At 56.5% G+C, this 19,754-nt stretch carries 16 protein-coding genes; 9 read left to right on the top strand and 7 right to left on the bottom strand.

What is annotated here, in order from left to right; translation table 11 throughout:
- Positions 1–82 precede the first annotated feature (82 nt).
- The 4 genes from PN477_RS12915 to PN477_RS12900 form a co-directional block, all read right to left on the bottom strand.
- Positions 83–985, bottom strand: coding sequence for a cell division protein FtsX (locus PN477_RS12915; protein WP_272121986.1), 903 nt, complete (start codon positions 983–985; stop codon positions 83–85).
- 6 nt (positions 986–991) lie between these two features.
- Complete coding sequence (locus PN477_RS12910) at positions 992–2,509, bottom strand: SagB/ThcOx family dehydrogenase (protein WP_272121984.1); 1,518 nt, start codon at positions 2,507–2,509, stop codon at positions 992–994.
- A 99-nt stretch (positions 2,510–2,608) separates the two neighbouring features.
- Entirely contained in the window at positions 2,609–4,006 is a 1,398-nt protein-coding gene (mgtE, locus tag PN477_RS12905) for a magnesium transporter (protein WP_272121982.1), read from the bottom strand.
- A 256-nt stretch (positions 4,007–4,262) separates the two neighbouring features.
- Positions 4,263–5,306, bottom strand: coding sequence for a potassium channel family protein (locus tag PN477_RS12900; protein ID WP_272121980.1), 1,044 nt, complete (start codon positions 5,304–5,306; stop codon positions 4,263–4,265).
- A gap of 69 nt (positions 5,307–5,375) precedes the next feature.
- Here PN477_RS12900 and PN477_RS12895 point away from each other — a divergent pair, with 69 nt between their 5' ends.
- From PN477_RS12895 to PN477_RS12885, 3 genes are all read left to right on the top strand, one after another.
- Positions 5,376–6,647 (top strand): aspartate aminotransferase family protein, encoded by a 1,272-nt coding sequence (locus PN477_RS12895; RefSeq protein ID WP_272121978.1) that lies wholly within the window; start codon positions 5,376–5,378, stop codon positions 6,645–6,647.
- 69 nt (positions 6,648–6,716) lie between these two features.
- Positions 6,717–6,986 carry a glutaredoxin 3 gene (grxC, locus tag PN477_RS12890; protein ID WP_272121976.1) on the top strand — a complete coding sequence of 90 codons (270 nt, stop codon included), beginning with the start codon at positions 6,717–6,719 and terminating at the stop codon, positions 6,984–6,986.
- Between the two features lie 150 nt (positions 6,987–7,136).
- Positions 7,137–7,859, top strand: a complete 723-nt coding sequence (locus tag PN477_RS12885; RefSeq protein ID WP_272121974.1) for an ATP-dependent Clp protease proteolytic subunit — start codon at positions 7,137–7,139, stop codon at positions 7,857–7,859.
- A 43-nt stretch (positions 7,860–7,902) separates the two neighbouring features.
- Here PN477_RS12885 and PN477_RS12880 read toward each other — a convergent pair whose 3' ends face one another.
- Both PN477_RS12880 and PN477_RS12875 read right to left on the bottom strand, forming a co-directional pair.
- On the bottom strand, positions 7,903–8,487 hold the full coding sequence (locus PN477_RS12880) for a Uma2 family endonuclease (protein ID WP_272121972.1): 585 nt from the start codon (positions 8,485–8,487) through the stop codon (positions 7,903–7,905).
- A gap of 68 nt (positions 8,488–8,555) precedes the next feature.
- Positions 8,556–9,176: a TetR/AcrR family transcriptional regulator gene (locus PN477_RS12875; protein WP_272121970.1), complete on the bottom strand. Its 621-nt coding sequence runs from the start codon at positions 9,174–9,176 to the stop codon at positions 8,556–8,558.
- A gap of 122 nt (positions 9,177–9,298) precedes the next feature.
- Between PN477_RS12875 and PN477_RS12870 the strand changes: the two genes are divergently transcribed.
- The 3 genes from PN477_RS12870 to PN477_RS12860 all read left to right on the top strand — a co-directional run bounded on the left by PN477_RS12870 (position 9,299) and on the right by PN477_RS12860 (position 12,491).
- The gene (locus PN477_RS12870) at positions 9,299–10,483 is read left to right on the top strand and encodes an HlyD family efflux transporter periplasmic adaptor subunit (protein WP_272121968.1); all 1,185 of its coding nucleotides are present in this window, start codon (positions 9,299–9,301) and stop codon (positions 10,481–10,483) included.
- Between the two features lie 84 nt (positions 10,484–10,567).
- The gene (gene devC / locus PN477_RS12865; RefSeq protein WP_272121966.1) at positions 10,568–11,734 is read left to right on the top strand and encodes an ABC transporter permease DevC; all 1,167 of its coding nucleotides are present in this window, start codon (positions 10,568–10,570) and stop codon (positions 11,732–11,734) included.
- Positions 11,735–11,747: 13 nt separating this feature from the next.
- The gene (locus PN477_RS12860) at positions 11,748–12,491 is read left to right on the top strand and encodes a DevA family ABC transporter ATP-binding protein (RefSeq protein WP_272121964.1); all 744 of its coding nucleotides are present in this window, start codon (positions 11,748–11,750) and stop codon (positions 12,489–12,491) included.
- 11 nt (positions 12,492–12,502) lie between these two features.
- On the opposite strand, the gene PN477_RS12855 is transcribed toward PN477_RS12860, so the two are convergent.
- A complete protein-coding gene (locus PN477_RS12855) occupies positions 12,503–15,796 on the bottom strand; it encodes an EAL domain-containing protein (RefSeq protein WP_272121962.1) in 3,294 nt (1,097 codons plus the stop codon).
- Between the two features lie 852 nt (positions 15,797–16,648).
- Here PN477_RS12855 and PN477_RS12850 point away from each other — a divergent pair.
- The 3 genes from PN477_RS12850 to PN477_RS12840 all read left to right on the top strand — a co-directional run.
- Positions 16,649–18,031 (top strand): aldehyde dehydrogenase, encoded by a 1,383-nt coding sequence (locus tag PN477_RS12850; RefSeq protein ID WP_272121960.1) that lies wholly within the window; start codon positions 16,649–16,651, stop codon positions 18,029–18,031.
- Between the two features lie 49 nt (positions 18,032–18,080).
- On the top strand, positions 18,081–18,566 hold the full coding sequence (locus PN477_RS12845; protein ID WP_272121958.1) for a GNAT family N-acetyltransferase: 486 nt from the start codon (positions 18,081–18,083) through the stop codon (positions 18,564–18,566).
- Between the two features lie 9 nt (positions 18,567–18,575).
- Positions 18,576–19,754 (top strand): serine/threonine protein kinase (locus PN477_RS12840; RefSeq protein ID WP_272147325.1); only part of this gene is annotated, 1,179 nt, incomplete at its 3' end.

Below are 19,754 nucleotides of genomic sequence, written 5' to 3'. Positions count from 1 at the left end.
GGCGAACGCCGCACAACTTCACCGTTAGACTACTGAGTGTTGGCGGGGATACGATCGCGCCGAACCCATCGCAAGGCGGGGGTCAACGGAAGGAGACTCGGCGGATGGCGAAGAGACTGCCGGCGGTGCCGATGGAGATGCCGAGGCTGAGGACGACGAGGGAGAGGAGGCTGTGCTGAACGGCGCTGATCGTGAAGCCGTCGGCGAGGAAGCGGAGGAAGCCGGTTTGGGTCATGAGGATTTCTTGGAGGAGGGTGCGGAGTAGGGTGATCAGGAGCAGCGCGATCGCACCTCCGACGGCTCCAAAAAAGATCCCATGCAACACGAAAGGCAGCAGAATCCAGGCCTTGGTTGCGCCGACGAGTTGCATGATTTCGAGTTCATTCTGACGGGCGAGGGCGATCAGGTTGAGGGTGGTGGTGATCACGGCGATCGCAGTTAACGATAAAACCACCGTAATCGTGATGCTGACCCAATTTAAGCCCCGCTGAATTTGCCGAAATCGTTCGGTGGCTTCGTTGATGTAGACCGCCCGATCCACTCCCTCTAACCCCTGCAAATGCTGCACCACAGCGGGGATTACGGTGGGATTGATCACCGTGACTTTCAATTCATCCACGAGGGGATTGCCTTCGAGTTGTTGGGTGGCGAGGGTGCGATCGCTCACCCCCAATTCCGTCAGCAGAGAATCCCACGCCTCTTCTTTGGTCACCAACCGCACCGCGTCCACCGTCGGCAGGGTTTCCACGGTCGGCAGGAGTTCCGCCCCCGCCATCTCCGGTTCTAGGTACACCGACACTTCCAATTGCGTCCCGAAATGGTCAAAGAGGGCATCCAGTTGCCAGGAGGTTTGCAAACAGAGGCCAAAGAGAAAGAGCAACACCGTCACGGTGCTAATCGCTGCGCCGTTCATCCAGCCGCCCCGCTGCAATCCGGCCCAGGTTTCGCGGAGGAGATAGGTGAGTTTGGTGAGGTTGGCAAGCATGGGCGGTTATTGATCGCGGGAGCGGGGACGGCCGAGGGTGGTGATGTAGACGACGGCTTCTTCGAGGGGGATACCGAGAACATCGTTCACTTGGTCATCAAAAAAGCCACCGATGCCGCTGACCCCCAGATCGAGGGCGATCGCCGCCAGATTCAACCGCTGCCCCAGGTGGCCCGCGTCGAGATGAAGATAGCGATAGGCGCGATCGCCGTATTTTTGCACCGCTCGCTTCAAGTCTACGGTATGAAACACCACCGCCCCAGCATCGCGCCCCAGGTCTTGCCCAAGGCAGAGAAAATGCAACTCGCGGCGGAAGTTTTTAAAGCGAATTTGGCGCAATTCTTGGGCTTTGGGGGCGTAGTAATAGCAGCCGGCATCGAGACCATTTACCCCAGAGACGACCACGAAGGTTTCGAGCAAATTGCGATCGCAATAGTCCGGGTTGGGGTCGAGGCCTTGGGCGGCGTAGTCCTGGGGTTGATAGGTGAAATGGAGGAGCGATCGCAGTTCTTCGAGGGTGAGATCCGCCCCGGTGTAGGTGCGCGTCGAGCGGCGTTTGCTCATGGCATGGGCGAGGCCCTGCAACTGGGGGCCAAAATCAATCGGCACAGTGGCCGTGCTGATTTTTAAACAGAAGGGAAAATTATACTTGTCGTCCGGATTGGTCACCACTTCCGGATCGGGGTCGGCTTGGGTGTGGATGATCGTGGCGCGGTGGAGGTAGTAGAGCAGTTCGCCATCATCAACCGGGGCATAGCTGTCGTGAATGGGGGAGGGCAGGGCCACAAAGGGGGAGGCAACGAGGGACGGGCGATCGCGCTCATCCACCAGCGGCACCACCGTCAACACCCCCTCCAACGCCCCATCAAAATACATCAACTCATTAATCGCCTGGTCTTGAAACCCCGTAATCAGGTAAGGACGAAAGCCCGTCAACGCTCCCGCCAATTCTAAATTGCCCAACAGATGCCCCGTATCGAGGAAAATGCGACGATAGGCCCGGTCTTCATAACGCCAGGCCGACCGATAAAAAATCGCCGACGTGACGATCGCATAGTCCGTCACCGCCAACGCCGGATGCTCAAAACACACCCGCTGCAACTCCGGCCACACCTGTTGATCCCAAAAACGAATCAACGAATGATCGCTCGATTGATAGTTATACAAACCCGCCGGGAGTTGGGGCGTTCCCTTCGAGAGTAGATACACCTCCGCCGGATAGAGTCCCCCCGCCGACGGAGCCGATCGCAAATACAACGGCGGCCCCACCAAGGTCACCATTTTCGCCGTAATCCCATAGCTACGAAAGAGCAATTGCGACAACCGCCACCACACCGCCCCATCGGGATCAGCCCTGTCCGGAACCGAGCCTTTGAGGTAGGGTTTGAGGTCATAGCGTTGCCCGACTTTGTAGTCTTTGAAGGGAGACGGTTGATTGGCGAAATTGATGCGTTTACTGCGTTGGGTAATGGTTTCCGGATTGTATTTGGTGCGTTCGTGATAGTGGATAGCGAAGGAGTCCATAGTTTAGCTGCAATCAAAGCATGAGTAGAAGAGATTCAGACTCGGCCATAACAGAAGACGAGGGGATGACATGGCCTGACGGAAGCGTTACCCCGAACGCTAACCCATCAAAATCCAACGCGCAATATTAAAGTAAATCAATACCCCCAAGACATCAACTGCTGTGGTGATGAAGGGGGCCGACATCAGGGCAGGGTCGAGCTTGAGGGAGCGAAAGAGAAACGGTAAGGCAGACCCCGACACCGAGGCCAGCAGGGAAATCACCACTAAACTACTGCCCACTGCGCCGGCAACGGCCAAGGTTTTCCCCATCAGAAAATGGGCCCAGAGGGTGGCTAAGGTGCCTAAGGATGCCCCTAACAATAATCCGGCCATGGCTTCCCGGAGAATCACCTGTAAGGGGCCGAGGGCCCGCAGTTCGTCGGTGTTGAGGCCCCGGATGACGACGGTGGACGATTGTGCGCCGATGTTGCCGCCCGTGCCGGTGAGGAGGGGAATGAAGGCGGCGATCGCGATCGCTTGCCCCGTCACCTCCAAGGCCGCCCCTTGGGTTTGAATAATCAACCCCGTCACCGTATTCGTCCCCAACAACACCAACAGCCAAAACACCCGCCGCCGCGCCACGGTGATTAAATTCGTCTGAAAATAATTGTCCCCCTCGGCCTGCACCCCCCCGATCGCATAGATATCTTCCGTGGCTTCCCGTTCGAGGATGTCGATCACATCATCCACCGTCACCACCCCCACGAGCCGCTGCTCTTTATCCACCACCGGCAAGGCGAGGAGGTCGTAGCGTTGGATCAGTCGCGCCACTTCTTCTTGATCCATTTCCGTGGTCATGCTGACCACATCGCGGGTCATAATGTCCCCCAGGGTTTTCTCCGGTGAGGAGATCACCAAGTCCCGCAGGGAGACAATCCCCGTCAGGCGGCGGGAACTGTCGGTGACGTAGAGGTAATAGATTAGTTCGGAGGCGTTGGCGAGGGTGCGGATGCGATCGAGGGTTTGGGTAACGGTGAGGTTTTCTTTGAGGGAAATGTATTCGGGGGTCATGATCCGCCCGGCGGTGTCTTCTTCGTAGCCCAAGAGGAGGGCGGTGGCTTGGCGTTCCTTGGGGCTGAGTTCGGCGAGGAGTTGGCGCACAACTTTGGCGGGGAGTTCATCAAAAAGGCGGGCGCGATCGTCGGGGGACATGTGATCCACGATGTCGATCACTTCTTGGCGTTTAAATTCTTGGATCAGGGCCTGTTGAATCGAGGAATCTAAATATTCGTAAACTTCGATCGCTTCATCTTTGGACAGGAGCCGAAAGGCAATCACCTGCATGGATTCGGGCAACCCTTCGATCGCTTCGGCAATGTCCACGGGCTGCACCGGCACCAGGAGGGCCTTCGCGCCTTGCAAATTCCCTTGTTCTAAGAGCATTTGGAGCTGCGATCGCACTAGCTGACGCAACTCGTAGCGGGGAATGGTTTGGACGGGGTTACTATCAACCAAAGTTCAGGCTCAAATCATCATGATTTGTCATCTATCTTAAGCTGACTTCAGATAATTTAACCGTGAGACCTGCGATCAGCTCGATTGGTGTGGCGTTCATCCTGTTCAGACGGCACTGATTAACTTCGATCTCTTGTCGCCAAGACCCTCACCCTAAATCCCTCTCCCGCCGGGCGAGGGACTTTGAATCCGGCTCCCCTTCGCCCGGCAGGAGAAGGGGTTGGGGGATGAGGGCTAACGTAGCTAGCGATCGCCCTCACTTCAACCAGTAAGGCCGCGACACCGCCAACAGGCGCGACAGTTGCCGCAATTGCTCCGATGTGCCCATACAGATCAACAAATCATTGGCGTGGAGATAGGTGTCCCCCATGGGGCCACCGAGGAGCGTCCCATCAGCGCGGCGAATGGCCAACACGAGCGCCCCGGTTTGGCCCCGTAGATTTGTCTCGCTCAGGGTTTTTCCCACACAGGGGCATTGGTTGGGGTCGAGGAGAAATTCATCTAGATAAAACGAGCGATTCGTCCCCGTAATGATCCCATCGACGAAATCCATCACCCGCGGCCGCAGGGCCGCCGCCGCCAAGCGTCGCCCGCCCGTCACGTAGGGGGACACCACCGCATCCGCCCCGGCCCGCCGCAGTTTTTTCACCGCCTCTTCCGTGTTGGCACGGGCGATCGCCCTCAGATTTGGATTCAACGTCTTCGCCGACAGCACCGTGTAGAGATTTTCCGCATCGGACTGCAACGCCGCCACCAAACATAACGCCCGCTCAATCCCCGCCGTAATCAAGCAATCATCCAGGGTTGCATCCCCCTGCATCGCCATATGGCCATCGGCCTGGGCTTCGGCGATCGCCTCCGGTTGCAAATCCACAATCACAAAGGGAATCTGTTCAGCGGCAAATTCCAGCGCAATCTGATGCCCTGTGCGCCCATAGCCGCAGAGAATGTAATGGTCGTGAAGTGTTTCGATCAAGCGTTGTCGTTGGCGTTGGCGGAGTCTGTCTTGAAAATAGCCCTGAATGACGGCTTCCGTAAAGCGATTGACAATATAGCCAATATTCAGCACCCCAAGGAAAATGAGCGCGATCGTGAACAAACGCGACTCCTGCCCCAAGGGTTCAATCTCCGAAAACCCCACCGTTGACAGGGTGATCATCGTCATATAGGCCGCATCCGTCCAAGACCAGCCCTCCACCATGGCATACCACACCGTTCCCAGCAGGAAAATCCCCCCCAGGCCCGCAATTCCGACGAGTAATTGTGTCTTGAGACGTTGATAGTTTTGCTCGGTGTTCATGCAAGGACGAATTTTCGGACTACCATTCTTATAAAGAAGCCATGTTTGTGATCATTCAGGAGTATCCTTGTGAGTTCAGAAACCCTCCTCCAAGCCCCAATCCCCATCAGCACGGAACCCTCTGCCTTCAGTCCTGAACAGTTTGATCAGGTGGTGATGACCACCTACGGTCGATTTCCCATTACGCTTGATCGGGGCGAGGGCTGTCGGGTGTGGGATACCGATGGTAAGGCTTATCTAGATTGTGTCGCAGGCATCGCCACTTGCACCCTCGGCCACGCCCATCCGGCCCTGGTCAAAGCAGTGACGCAGCAAATCCAAAAGCTCCATCATGTGTCCAATCTGTACTATATCCGGGAGCAAGGCCAACTCGCGCAATGGATTGTGGATAATTCCTGCGCCGATCGCGTCTTCTTCTGCAATTCTGGCGCAGAAGCGAACGAAGCCGCGATTAAGCTGGCGCGGAAATACGCCCACGATGTGCAAGATATTCAATATCCGGTGATTCTGACGGCTAAAGCCAGTTTCCATGGCCGCACGATCGCCACGGTCACCGCCACCGGTCAAGAAAAATACCAAAAAGGCTTTGATCCCCTCCTGCCAGGGTTTGAATATGTGCCCTACAACAATATTGAAGCGTTAGAACATGCGATCGGCGATATTGACGAAGGCAACCGCCGCGTCGGGGCGATTATGCTCGAACCGTTGCAAGGGGAAGGGGGCGTGCGGCCGGGGGATTTAGAATATTTCCTGCGGGTGCGCAAAATTTGTGATGATAACGGCTTGCTCTTGATTCTGGATGAAGTGCAGGTGGGTATGGGCCGCACCGGTAAACTCTGGGGCTACGAGAATCTGGGGATTGAACCGGATATCTTCACCAGTGCGAAAGGGTTAGCCGGGGGCATTCCCATCGGCGCGATGATGTGTAAGCACAGTTGCGATCGCTTCGGCCCCGGTAACCACGCCAGCACCTTCGGCGGCAACCCCTTCGCCTGCGCCGCTGGCCTCGCCGTGGCAGAAACCATCAGTGCTGAAGGCTTGCTCCAAAACGCCCAAGCCCGTGGCGAACAACTGCGCAAAACCCTCCGCGCCATCACCAATCAACACCCCGATCTCTTCGTGGAGGTGCGCGGCTGGGGGTTGATCAACGGGATTGAATTAAACGCCGAGCATGAAATCACCTCAATTGACCTCGTCAAAGCCGCGATAGATCAGGGGTTACTCCTCGTTCCGGCGGGGCCGAAGGTGGTGCGCTTTGTGCCGCCGTTGATCATTTCTGCGGAGGAAATAGAGGAGGCAGGCACGGCGTTTGAACGGGCGATCGCCGCCGTCCTCGCCTAGGAAGGGGGGCCAAAATTCGTTAAAATCGCAGTAACTTGTAACATTTGTTCACACACTTCCCATCTAGCCATGTCTGCCAACGTTGAAATCTACACCTGGAGCACTTGCCCCTTCTGCATCCGCGCCCTGCGCCTGCTCAATCGCAAAGGTGTCGAATACACCGAATATTGCATTGATGGGGATGCGATCGCCCGTGATCAAATGTCCGACCGGGCCAACGGCCGCCGCTCCCTGCCGCAAATTTTCATCAATAACGAGCACATCGGCGGCTGTGATGATCTCCATGACCTCGAAGCCAGCGGCGAACTCGATGCCCGCCTTGAGCAATTAGCGGCATAATCCAGGTTGACATCATCCCCATTAAAACTCTCTGATCCCAACATCAGAGAGTTTTAAGCTTGGATCACGTTTCCCTCGTAACCCATGAGCAAATTTCGCTCCAAGAAACATTTTATAATAGCTAGATAGCAGTATGGAGCATCTTTGAGCATGGGGAAACAATTACCTTTAATCGCGAGTTTCAGCATTGCCCTGAGTCTATTAATCAATACACCCAGTGATGGAAAAACGAGCATCAATCCTTCGACCGAGCGATCGCCCTTCACCTCTTCCCCGATCACCGCTCAGTCTGATGACGATGAATCCTGTGACGAGGTAGAGGATGAAGAGTCAATCACAGACAGAGTGATTTTTTTAAGTGGTGGCATTAGCGATGGAACGGCTGATTTAGTTATTTCTCGACTCCTTGAATTAGATGGAGAAAATCCAGAGAAAGATATTTATCTCTACATTAATTCTCCGGGAGGCTCGGTCTACGCGGGTCTGGCAATTTATGACGCAATGCAGTCAGTTCAAGCGGATATTGTGACCGTCAGTATGGGATTTTCTGCATCCATGGCTGCGTTCTTACTCGCTGCGGGGACACCCGGCAAACGGTTTGCATTTCCCCATGCCCGGATCATGATTCATCAACCCTTTGGCTTTGCGATCGGCAATCCAGAAGATCTTGAAATTGGAGCGCGAGAATCCAGATATCTGATGGATTTACTCAATCGTTTACTAGCAGTTCATACCGGACAACCGATCGCAAAAATCCGCCGCGATACGGAGCGTGACTATTACATGAGTGCCACGGAAGCGCAAGAATACCGCATCGTGGATCAGGTCATTGAGCGGCATCCAATGGTGCAAGCGGCGGAATCAACCCGATGATTTTAAAGAGCTAATCTTGGTCTTGGGAATCGTTCGTGAACGTCTAAACCTTGAGCCAGTTGAAAATATCAGAGGCGAATAATTGCCAATCGTCTAAACCCGATAACAGGGCTAATGGTTCAGGTTCCATCGGTTCTTCGGGATCGACTAAATGCACCTTGGGTAAGCCCGATTGAAAAACCATCACCGCTTTGGCTTGGGGATCAATCAGCCAGCCCAACTCTGTCCCCTGCTGAAGACAAAACAGGATTTTTTCCATCACCAACGTCGACCCTTGATCCGGCGACAAAATTTCAATGATCCAATCGGGATGGCGTTCAATGCGATCGCTGATTTCGCCATCCTGATCGCGGGGTAAATTCTCCCACCGCAACACCGCAATATCTGGCACAATCGAGCGATCGGCAAAGGTACAGCGCAGTTCCGGCAGTGCGTAGGCGATTTTTTGAGACTTAGCCCGTTGGTTAATGGCCGACGCAAGCTCAAATTGTAAGGTGCTATGTTTTCCTTTGGGCATGGGTTTAGGGGTGACAATTCCAGCAACATATTCACGGGCGGGTTTAGTTTCTGGCTGGGCCAGAAACTGATCGAGAGAGAGGGCTTGTTTCGGGTCAACGGCTGCAACCATCGGGATCGCTCCACTGTGTTTGGTGATCACTTCGTATAGTTTACCTGATCTATTTTGGGCGGGTGATGTTAGGGCTGGGGTGTGGTGATCAGGGTGACGAGGGTATCCACGAGGCGGGCGGGGTCGAGGGGGATAATTTCAGCACCGGGGAGGAGGTGTTGGATGATGATGAAATGAGCGATCGCACCGACGAAAATGCGGGCCGTGGCTTCGGGGTCGGGCACATCTAAATGGGGGCAATGGGTGAAGTAGTAGGTGAGGGAGGCGAGGGCGACGGCGGGTAATTCCCGCAGGAAGGTTTGGGCGAGTTCGGGGAAACGTTCCGATTCGGCGATCACGGTGCGCATTAGGCCGAGATATTCGGGGTCTTTGGCGGGGACGTTGAGCATCGTGGTGGCCAAAGTGCGCAGGAACAACTGAGGCGGTTCGTTGACCATTTTGGCCACCTGTTCCGGTTCAAAAATACCCGCAAATTTACTGCGCACCAAGCGTTCAATGATGGCTACAAACAATTGATCTTTGCTTTGAAAATGGTTGTAGACCGTGGCTTTGGAGACGCTGGCCGCTGTGGCGACGCGATCCATGCTTGCCGCTGCATAGCCCCGTTTGAGGAATTCTGCGATCGCCCCATCGAGGATCACATCACGTTTATCAGTGGAATTGGAAGAGCGACCAGAATCAACAGGCATGGGCGGCAGAAATTGAGCTTGACAACTCCATACTAAACTGTTTAGTTTAATAGCAGGAACTAAACTAAACAGTTTAGTTTAGTCCTTGATTTTAAGATCACGGCCATTCACCCCGATTTACCATGTCTTCTCTCCCCCTCCCTCCCCCCACCTCCAAACCCTGGCGACGCTGGACTGGCCTTGGGTTAGCCCTCCTCGGTCTGACGGCGGGGGGGCTGTATTGGCAACAGCAATCCGTGGCGGATGTGCCCGCCGCGTCGCCGATTCAGGCGGTGGAACGGGAGACGGTGACGGCGTTGGGGCGTTTAGAACCCCAAGGGGAGGCGATTCAAGTCCAAGCGTCCACCGCGAGCCAAGAGCAGCGGATCGCAGCATTGCGGGTGGGCCTGGGCGATCGCGTCTCTGCGGGCCAAGTGATCGCCGTTCTCGATGGGCGCGATCGCCTCGAAGCCGCCGTCGTCGAAGCCCAAAGCCGGGTACAGATTGCGATCGCCCAACTCAACCAAGTGCAGGCGGGGGCGAAACCGGGGGCGATCGCGGCCCAACGGGCCGAAATGGCACGGATCAACGCGAATCGCGCCGCCCAACTCGAAGCCCAGCAGGCCGTCGTCGCTGAACGGGCAGCGGAATTAGAGAACGCGATCGCAGAATTTCGCCGCTACGATTCCCTCTATCAAGAGGGAGCCATCTCCGCCCTCGACCACGACCAAAAACAACTGGCCCGCGACACCGCCCAACGCCGCTTAGAAACCGCCCGCGCCGAACTCACCCGCCTCCAAACCACCCAAGCCCCAGAACTCCAAGCCGCCGCCGCCACCTTGGAGCAACTGGCCGAGGTGCGCACCGTTGATGTGCAGGCGGCCCAGGCCCAAGTTGCCCAAGCTCAGGCCGCCGTGCAGCAAGCCCAGGCGAACCTTGAGCAGCTTTATGTGCGATCGCCCCGTGACGGTGTGGTGTTGGATGTCTATACCCAGGGCGGCGAGGTGATCAGCCCCGACGGGATTATTGAACTGGGGCAAACGGCGCAGATGGTAGCGATCGCGGAAATTTACCAAAGCGACATTCAAGCGATCGCCCCCGGCCAAACCGCCACGATCACCAGCGCCGCCCTCAGGGAACCCCTCACCGGAACCGTCGCCCAAATTGGCGCGAAAGTCCAACAGCAAGAGGTGGTCAACACCGACCCCAGCAGCAACATCGATGCCCGCGTCGTGGAAGTGACGATCCACCTCGACCCCGACGCGAGCGATCGCGCTCACCATTTGACCAACCTCCAAGTAGAAATTGAAATTGCCTTGGGGGATTAAATGCTTACCGGATTGATCCCGTAGTGCGAGCTTCTAGCTCGCTCCCCTCGTTCAAACCCGTTCAAGCCAACCCTGTAACCCCCCATGCTCAAAACCCTCCGCCGCCGCACCTGGCTCGGTTGGCTCCAACTCAGCCACGAACCCAGCCGCCTCCTCGTCGCCCTTGCGGGCATTGCCTTCGCCGACGTGCTGATGTTCATGCAACTCGGCTTCCAAGCCTCCCTCTTTGACAGCAACACCCGCATCGCCCGCAGTTTTAACGCCGATGTGATTCTCGTCAGCCCCAAAGCGAAAAACACCCAAAACCTTTCCACCTTTAGCCGCCGTCGCATCTATCAAGCCCTCGATGTGCCCGGCGTGCGTAATGGTATTCCCCTCTATTCCAGCATTTTAACTTGGAAAAATCCCCAAACCCGTCAAGATACATTGATTCAATTGGTGGGGTTTGACCCGGATGATCGGGCGTTTGCGTTGCCGGATTTAAACGTGCAGCAGGATGGGTTAAAACTGCCGGATCATGTGATGTTTGATCGGCGATCGCGGGGTCAATATGGTGAGGTCTTAGCTGCCGTAGACAGCGGCCAAATCGTCACCACCGAAGCCGAAGGGCGCACCCTGACGATCACCGGTCTGTTTAGCTTAGGCGCATCTTTTGGGACAGATGGGATGTTAATGGCCAGCGATCAAACCTTTTTACAAATCTTTCCCCGGCGCAATGTGGGCAGCATTAGCCTCGGTCTGTTGCAACTCGAACCGGGAGCCGATTCCGATGCGATCGCCGCCCAACTCCGTACCCTGTTGCCCAATGATGTCAAGGTGCTGACTCAGGCAGAATTTATCGCCGCTGAACAGAACTATTGGCAACGGGAAAGCCCGATCGGGTTCATCTTCACGATGGGGACGGCGATGGCGTTTATTGTCGGGGTGGTGATTGTCTATCAGGTGTTATCAACGGATGTGAACGCCCATCTTCAGGAATACGCCACCTTTAAGGCGATGGGCTATCGTCACGTCTATTTGTTGGGGGTGATTTTTGAAGAGGCGGTGATTTTGGCGGTGTTGGGGTTTTTGCCGGGGTTTGTCTTGCCCATTGGCCTGTATCATTTGGCGGCCAATGCGACGGCGCTCCCGATCGCCATGACGGTGCATCGGGCGGTGGTGGTGTTTGGGCTAACCTTGGTGATGTGTTTGATGTCAGGCGCGATCGCTACCCGTCGCCTCCAAGCCGCTGATCCTGCCGATATGTTTTAACGGTGAATCACCCATGACCCAGACTTTTCAAAATCAACCCGTAATTGCGATCGCCCACCTCAGCCACCATTTCGGCAGCGGCGACCTCCGCAAACAAGTGTTATATGATATCCACCTCACGATCCAAGCCGGGGAAATCGTGATTATGACCGGCCCGTCCGGTTCCGGCAAAACCACACTGTTAACCCTGATGGGGGCATTGCGATCGGTGCAAGGGGGGAGTTTGAAGTTTCTCGGCCTTGAACTCTGTGGCGCGACGAATCGGCAACAGGTCGATGTGCGTCGCCACATCGGTTATATTTTCCAAGCCCACAACCTCCACGGCAGCCTCACCGCCCGGCAAAATGTGCGCATGGGGTTAGAGTTACACCCGCAATATTCCATTGCAGAGATGCACGATCGCGCCGCCCATGCCCTCGATGCGGTGGGATTGGGCGATCGCATCGACTACTACCCCGCCAACCTCTCCGGCGGTCAACGCCAACGAGTGGCGATCGCCCGCGCCCTCGTCAGTCAGCCCAAACTCCTCCTCGCCGACGAACCCACCGCCGCCCTCGATCGCCAATCCGGCCGCGATGTCGTCACCCTAATGCAACGCCTCGCCAAGGAACAGGGCTGCACCATCCTCCTCGTCACCCACGACAACCGCATTTTAGATGTAGCCGATCGCATCGTCGAAATGGAAGATGGCCGCCTGATCCGCGCCGATGCCCAAACCAGCGCCGCCACTGGGGGTATTGTTGACCCTCACCCCTGAGCCGGGGCGGTTCAGCCCTCACAAGAGGAGGCGGTACAGAACAAAACCTGTTGCAACATCGCCCCCGCCAGGGCAGCCGGGAGAGGGCGAGACCAGAAATAGCCTTGACCGTATTCACAGCCGAGGGCCTTTAAATAGGTCAATTGGGCCACCGTTTCCACCCCTTCCGCAACGACGGTCATGCCCAAATTATGGGCTAAGGTCATGATCGTTTTGACGATTTCGGACGCTTCGCCGGGGTGGCGGATCGGTTGGATAAAGGAACGGTCAATTTTGAGGGTGTCGAGGGGAAAATGGTGCAGATAACTGAGGGACGAATAGCCCGTGCCAAAATCATCGATGCTGAGGTGAATGCCCCGTGCTTTGAGGGCTTGGAAGGTGGTTTGGGCTGCGTTGGGATCTGCCATGATCGCCCCTTCGGTAATTTCGAGCTTGAGGCGGTGGGGGTTGATTTGGGTCTGTGCGAGGAGGGTGTCGATTTGTTGGAGGAGATTGGGCTGGGTGAATTGTTTAGCGGAAAGGTTGATGTTGATGGTGATGTCGAGGTCAGCACCCCAGCGGTCTTGCCAGCGGCGCAGTTGGTGACAGGCTTCGGCCATGACCCATGCACCAATGTCCAGAATCAGGCGGGTTTCCTCGGCGACGGGAATGAATTGGTCGGGGGAGATCAGGCCGCGTTCGGGGTGATGCCAGCGGAGGAGGGCTTCAAAGCCGATCAGTTTACCGCTCTTGAGGCAGACGATGGGTTGGTAGGCGAGGGTGAATTGATTGTGTTCGATGGCGAGGCGGAGATCGGTTTCGAGTTGGAGCCGTTCGACGGCGGCGTTGTGCATGGCATGGTTAAACAGGGCGTAGTGGCCTTTGCCGTTGGCCTTGGCTTGATACATGGCGGTGTCGGCATCGCGGAGCAGTTCTTCGGGGTGGTGATAGTGGGGATGGCTGAGGGCGATGCCGATGCTGGTGTTGGAGAAGATGGTGTGGTGGTCGATGGTGAAGGGTTGCAGAAAGAGGTCATGGATGCGTTGGGCGATCGCAACCACGTCCGATTCATGGCCAATCTGGGGGATTAAAATCGTGAATTCATCGCCCCCTAAACGCGCTAAGAGATGGGACGCATCTAGGCAATGCTGGAGGCGATGGGCGATCGCCACAAGGAGATGATCCCCCACCGTATGGCCGAGACTGTCATTCACCATCTTGAAGCCGTCGAGATCCAGAAACAGGATCGCAAAGGGTTGAGTCGGGCTTGCCTGGTAGGTGTTGATCGAGTCCTGGAGGCGATCGCAAAAATAGGTGCGATTCGGCAGATCCGTCAAGGTGTCGTAAAACGCAACGTGGGCCAGTTGGGTTTCCGCCTGTTTGCGATCGGTAATATCCGTCACCATCCCCAACGCCCCCAGATAATCCCCGACTTCATTCACCAGGGGACTACTGGAAATCAACGCCCAAAAATCCGTACCATTCCGCCGCTTAAACCGAAAATCGTGGCTTTCTACGGTGCTCTGGTGCTGGGCGGTGAACTGCTGTTGGGCAGCGGTGCGACTGTCGGCATCCATGAAGTCAAAAAACGACCGACCGAGCATTTCTTCTGGGGTATAGCCCAACATCTCGGCCATCTGGGTATTCACAAAGCTCGTAATGTTCAATTCATCGAGAATCCAAATCCCTTCGGCGGCGGTTTCCACAATGCGGCGATATTGGGCTTCGCTGGCCTGGAGTGCGAGTTCGGCTTGGTAGCGTTGGGTGACATCATTTTGAATCCCGACGAAGTGGGTTGCCTCGCCTTGGTCGTTAAAGACCGGTGAAATAAAGAGTTGATTCCAAAACGGGGTTCCATCCTTGCGATAGTTCCGCAGCGTCACATGGCAATCCCGTCGCTGGGAGATGGCAGTGCGGATGGTCTGCACGGCTTCGGGTTGGGTGTCGAGGCCTTGGAGAAGGGAGCAGTTCCGCCCTAGGATTTCCGTCGCCTGGTAGCCGGTCATCCGCTCAAAGGCGGGGTTGACGTAGGTAACTGGGTTGCCGGGTTGGGTGGCGTTGGTGAGAATCACCCCGTTATGGCTGGCCGAGATGGCGCGATCCATTAACCGGAGGCGTTCGTCAGCCTGTTGACGGGCGATCGCGGTTGATAAGACATGGGCGATCGCCTGCAAAAAATGCGTATCGTGTTCCGTAAACGAACGGGGCTGATCCGTATGCACCCCAAACACCCCAAACGCCTGCTGGGCCCTCGGCCCCGCAATCACCACATTCACCCCCGCCTGAATCTGATGCTCCTGCAACAGGGGCGTGATGTCAAAGCGCGTTTCCGTCTGCATGGCTGTGATGATCACCGGCTGATTCACCGCTAGGGTGTAGCCAGCGTAGGAGTGCCGTCCGCCGCTCATCACGGTTTGACCGGCTTCGCGCTGCCAGCCCCGCCCCGCCCGGAGTAAAAAGGCCTGCTGACTCTCCACCTGTTCTAAGACATAGCCAAATGTAACCCCTAGGGTTTGGGTGGCGAGGTGAACCGCTTGATTCATGAGGTGGTCAAGATCCTCCGCTGCGATCGCCGCTTGCCCCAGCTTGGCCACGATCGCCTGTTGCCGCAACCGGGCATGGAGTTGGTAATAGGTTTGGTCGCGATCGCGCAACGAAGCCGTATAGGCCGTCACATCTCGCACCACCACCACCACCTCCTGGCCATTCACCGCACTAAAGCGGGCTTCATAATCGCGCAGTTGTCCCGCCTGGGGAGCTTGATAGGTGAGGTGTTGCACCGTTTGCGTGCTCAGAGTCAGGGTGAGCAGTAGGCTCACATCCGCCGCCGGTAAAACCTGCTGGATCAACTGTCCCACCCATGAATCGAGCGATCGGGCGATCTGATCCTGAGCCGGATAGGCGGCCACAATCGTGCCATCCTCCTGACAGCGCAGAATTAAATCCGGCAATGCCTTTAACATCAAACTTTCCACCGTCGGGGGGGCCGGCGTGACATCCTCCACCCGCAACCACAGTTGCTTTGGGGTAGCGGTGCGCACCGGATGCCACTGGAGCCAAAAGTGATGACCGTCGGCGTGGGTATGACGGGTTTTAAAGGGGGCGATCGCGTCACCCCGTCGGAACCCTTGGAGCGTGTTCAGGATGATCGGCTGCGTTTCGGGGTCGCTGAGGGTGAGGAGCGATCGTTGTCCTAAGGTGCTCAAAGGATGGCCAAACTGACGCGCCCAAGCCTCATTTAAATAATCAAAATCGCCTGTTTTGGTGACACTAGCCCACAGATCCTGAGACTGATCAAACAGCGTCAGCAGGTCTGGCAAGGCCATTCGTTCCGGTACTGCGGTCAATTCTGAGATGGTGTGACTGCGTGATCTTACCCAGGAAAAGAGACCCAAGATCAGAAAAAAGCTACCGGGGATCATGGTAAACACGACAAGGTATTCGTTAATCAGACTCAGGTTGGGGATTAATAATCCTACGAATACTGTCACACCAATGAGTACAGTCCAACCTCGCAGTGCAGCAACGACTATGTCAGTTGATTTTGTAAAGGGTGGACAAGAATGAATCATGCTGGGGGATGCTGGGGACGTTTTTTAAATAACGCTTTCAATACATTCTAGGGGAAATATTAAGTCACAGAAGCTGTATTGTATAGTTCTTTTGCATAATATTTAGTTTTGTAAGGTCATAGACTGTGTATTAATTTCTGACCCGCAAAATCCGCTGCAAAATTCCTCGGAGTCCGGGGCGAATTCTGTCCTGGAATCTCTGTGATTCCCTGTCGAAACTGGGTGTCAGACCCGAGGAAACAATCATTAATCTGACGGAATGGGAATTTACTATCACAAAAACGAGAGCTTAAAAACTAAGAAAATCTAAAAAAAAGAAAATGCTGCGCTGTTACTGCATCAAGAATGGTGCTTTTTTCAACACACCATTGGGATCGTGGCGACAGTGATGGCTCAGGGTTTCATGAACAAGCGTAACGGCCAATCCCAGCGCCAGCGGTCAACAACCGGGGCTGAAATCGGGCAAAGTCGCTGATGCGGTGCTCTAGTGGAAGATGGGCGACGAGAAACCCAGGGGAAATTGGTTAAAATGGCCGGCAAAACAGTCCCAGCGGAGCCGCTCGGCTGCGGGCCACCTATCGTTCTGAGTTCTGACGAATCCCCACTATGCTAACGACCCAAGCCACGCTGCCCCTGATCGAGGCCCAACGCCAGTTTTTTAAAACCGGAGCCACCCTCTCCTATGAATTCCGGGCGCGGCAATTAACCGCCCTCCTGGACGCGATTCAGAGCCGGGAAGCGGAGATTTGCGCGGCGTTGCATCAGGATTTGCATAAACCGGCCTTTGAGGCGACGGTGACCGAAGTGACCTATGGCATCGAAGAGATTCGCTACACGCTGAAGCGTCTGAAGCGTTGGATGCGGCCGCAGCGGGTCAAGACGGGGGTGATGCTGTTCCCGGCGCGGGGGGAGATTCGCCCGGAACCCTTGGGGACGGTGTTGATTATTGGCCCGTGGAATTATCCGTTTCAGTTGGCGATCGCACCTCTGATTGGCGCGATCGCCGCCGGGAATACCGCTATTCTTAAACCCTCGGAACTCGCCCCCCACACCTCCCGCCTGATCGCCGACCTGATCGCCGCCACCTTCCCCCCCCACTACATCACCGCCGTTGAAGGCGATAAAGAGATCACCCAAGATTTACTCCAACACAAGTTTGACCATATTTTCTTCACTGGCGGTACGAAAATCGGCCAGATCATCATGACGGCGGCCGCGCAACACCTCACCCCCGTCACCCTGGAACTGGGGGGGAAAAGCCCCTGTATTGTGACGGCGGATACGCCGCTAGAGGTGGCGGCGCGGCGGATTGCCTGGGGGAAATTTATCAACGGCGGCCAAATTTGTGTTGCGCCGGATTATCTCCTGGTGCCGACGGCGATCAAGGCGGAGTTAATCGCCGCGCTGAAACGGGCGATCGTGACCTCCTACGGGGAAGATCCGGCCCAGAGTCCGGACTATTGCCGGATGATTAGCGATCGCCACTGGCAGCGGTTGGTGGACTTGATCGATCCGGCCAAGGTTGTCCATGGCGGCACATCGGATCGTGAGACTCGCTACATTGCCCCGACGATTTTAGACGGGGTGACCTGGGATGATCCGATCATGGCGGAGGAAATTTTTGGCCCGATTTTGCCGATCTTGACCTATGACAGCTTGGAAGATGCGATCGCTCAAATCAACGCCCGCCCGAAACCCCTCGCCCTTTATCTGTTCAGCCGCGATCGCGCCACCCAAGAGCAAGTCTTAACCCGCACCTCCTCCGGCGGCGTTTGTCTCAACGACACGATCATGCACCTCGGCTCGCCAGAACTCCCCTTCGGCGGCGTGGGCGACAGCGGCATCGGAGCCTATCACGGCAAATATTCCTTTGACACCTTTTCCCATCAAAAAAGCGTCCTCAACCGAGGCACTTGGCTCGATCCCGCCCTCCGCTATCCCCCCTACGCCGGAAAATTGGTCTGGTTCCAACGGCTGATGAAATCCTGATGGCCCGATAATGGAACGTTGACCGCTATTCTTTACGCCACCCTTTGGGATGATGACCCTTTACCTCCGCCCCGCTACTCCTGCCGATGTTCCGACCATTTTTCAACTGATCCGAGCCTTAGCCGACTATGAAAAACTGAGCCACGCCGTCACGGGGACGGCTGCCGATTTGGAAACCCATCTGTTTGGGCTCCATCCCTGTGCAGAGGTGGTGTTAGCGGAATGGGAAGGGATTGTGGCGGGGTTTGCCCTGTTTTTTCGCAACTATTCGACGTTTTTAACGCGGCCGGGGTTGTATTTAGAGGATCTGTTTGTCTTGCCGGACTATCGCGGCCGGGGTGTGGGGAAAGCCTTGCTGCGGCATTTGGGTCAGGTGGCGGTGGAACGGGGCTATGGTCGGGTGGAATGGTCGGTGTTGGATTGGAATCAGCCGGCGATCGCTTTTTACGAACGGATGGGCGCGACGGTGTTACCGGATTGGCGGATCTGTCGGGTGACGGGGGAAGCCTTGCACACCCTCGCCCAGGATGATTAATGTTCCCCGATGTCCTCAACCCCGCGCCATTGCATTAATCCCGCCTGTCCTGCGCCCTTTCCCCAACCCAGCCAGCACCGGTTTTGTCAACGGTGTGGCACGAGCTTGCAATTGCGCGATCGCTTCATCCCCCATCAACGCCTAGGCGCGGGTGGGTTCGCCACGATCTACACCGTTTGGGACACCCAACGCCAGATCGAACAAGTCCTAAAAGTCCTCACCAACCCCGCCCCCAAAGCCCTCGACCTCTTCACCCAAGAAGCGATCGTTCTGCGCAGTCTCTCCCATCGTGGCATTCCCCGCGTCGATGCCGACGGCTTCTTTGAAATTCCCACCCCCGACCTCACCCTGTACGGTTTGGTGATGGAAAAAATCAACGGCCAGACCCTCGAAGCCCTCCTCCTTGACCAATACCCCGAAGGCTGCCCCGAACCCCTCGTCCTCGATTGGTGTCGCCAAGCCGTCCGCATCCTGCGCCTTCTCCATCACCGCCAGATCATTCACCGCGACCTCAAACCCTCCAATCTGATGATCCGCGCCGAAACCGGGCAACTGGTGATCATTGACTTCGGCGGCGCGAAACAGGTGGGGGCGGCCACGGCTTCGACGCGCCTTTTTTCCACGGGCTACAGTCCCCCGGAACAAGTAGTCGGGGCAGCGGTCGATCCCCGCGCTGATATCTATGCCTTGGGGCGTACCCTGCTCCATCTCCTCACGGGCCAACCCCCCGAAGCCTGGCCCGAAACCCCCCAAGGGACGCTCCAATGGTCGCCCCGCTGGCCTATTTCTCCCCCGGTGGCGCAGTTGCTCACCCGCATGATCGCCCCCAATCCTGCCGATCGCCCCCCGTCCCTCGCCCAGGTACAACGGCAGTTAAAACGCCTCCACCCGTCCCCCTGGCGGCAGCAATGGCGGGCGCAGTGGCAGCAATGGCGGCGGGATTGGCGACGGTTTCAGATCCGGGTGCTGGAGCCGGTGGGGGCAGCGTTGCGCCAGAGTTTAGAGCAGTGGATCGGGGCGATGCTGGGGGCGATCGCCGGCTCCCAGGTGGGCTATTGGGGGGGACGAATCGAGGCGATCGGGCCGCGGGCAGCGGCGTTGTTGACCCAGTGGCTCCAGGCCCAATTGCCGGGGGTGATGGTGGAGGTGGATGCGACGATGTGGGTGTTTGCTTTGGCGGGGTTGGGG

This window comes from Spirulina subsalsa CS-330 (assembly GCF_028330765.1).
Lineage (GTDB): Bacteria > Cyanobacteriota > Cyanobacteriia > Cyanobacteriales > Spirulinaceae > Spirulina > Spirulina subsalsa_A.
Note: the sequence above shows the minus strand (reverse complement) of the source record. Positions and strands in the feature narration are given on the sequence as shown.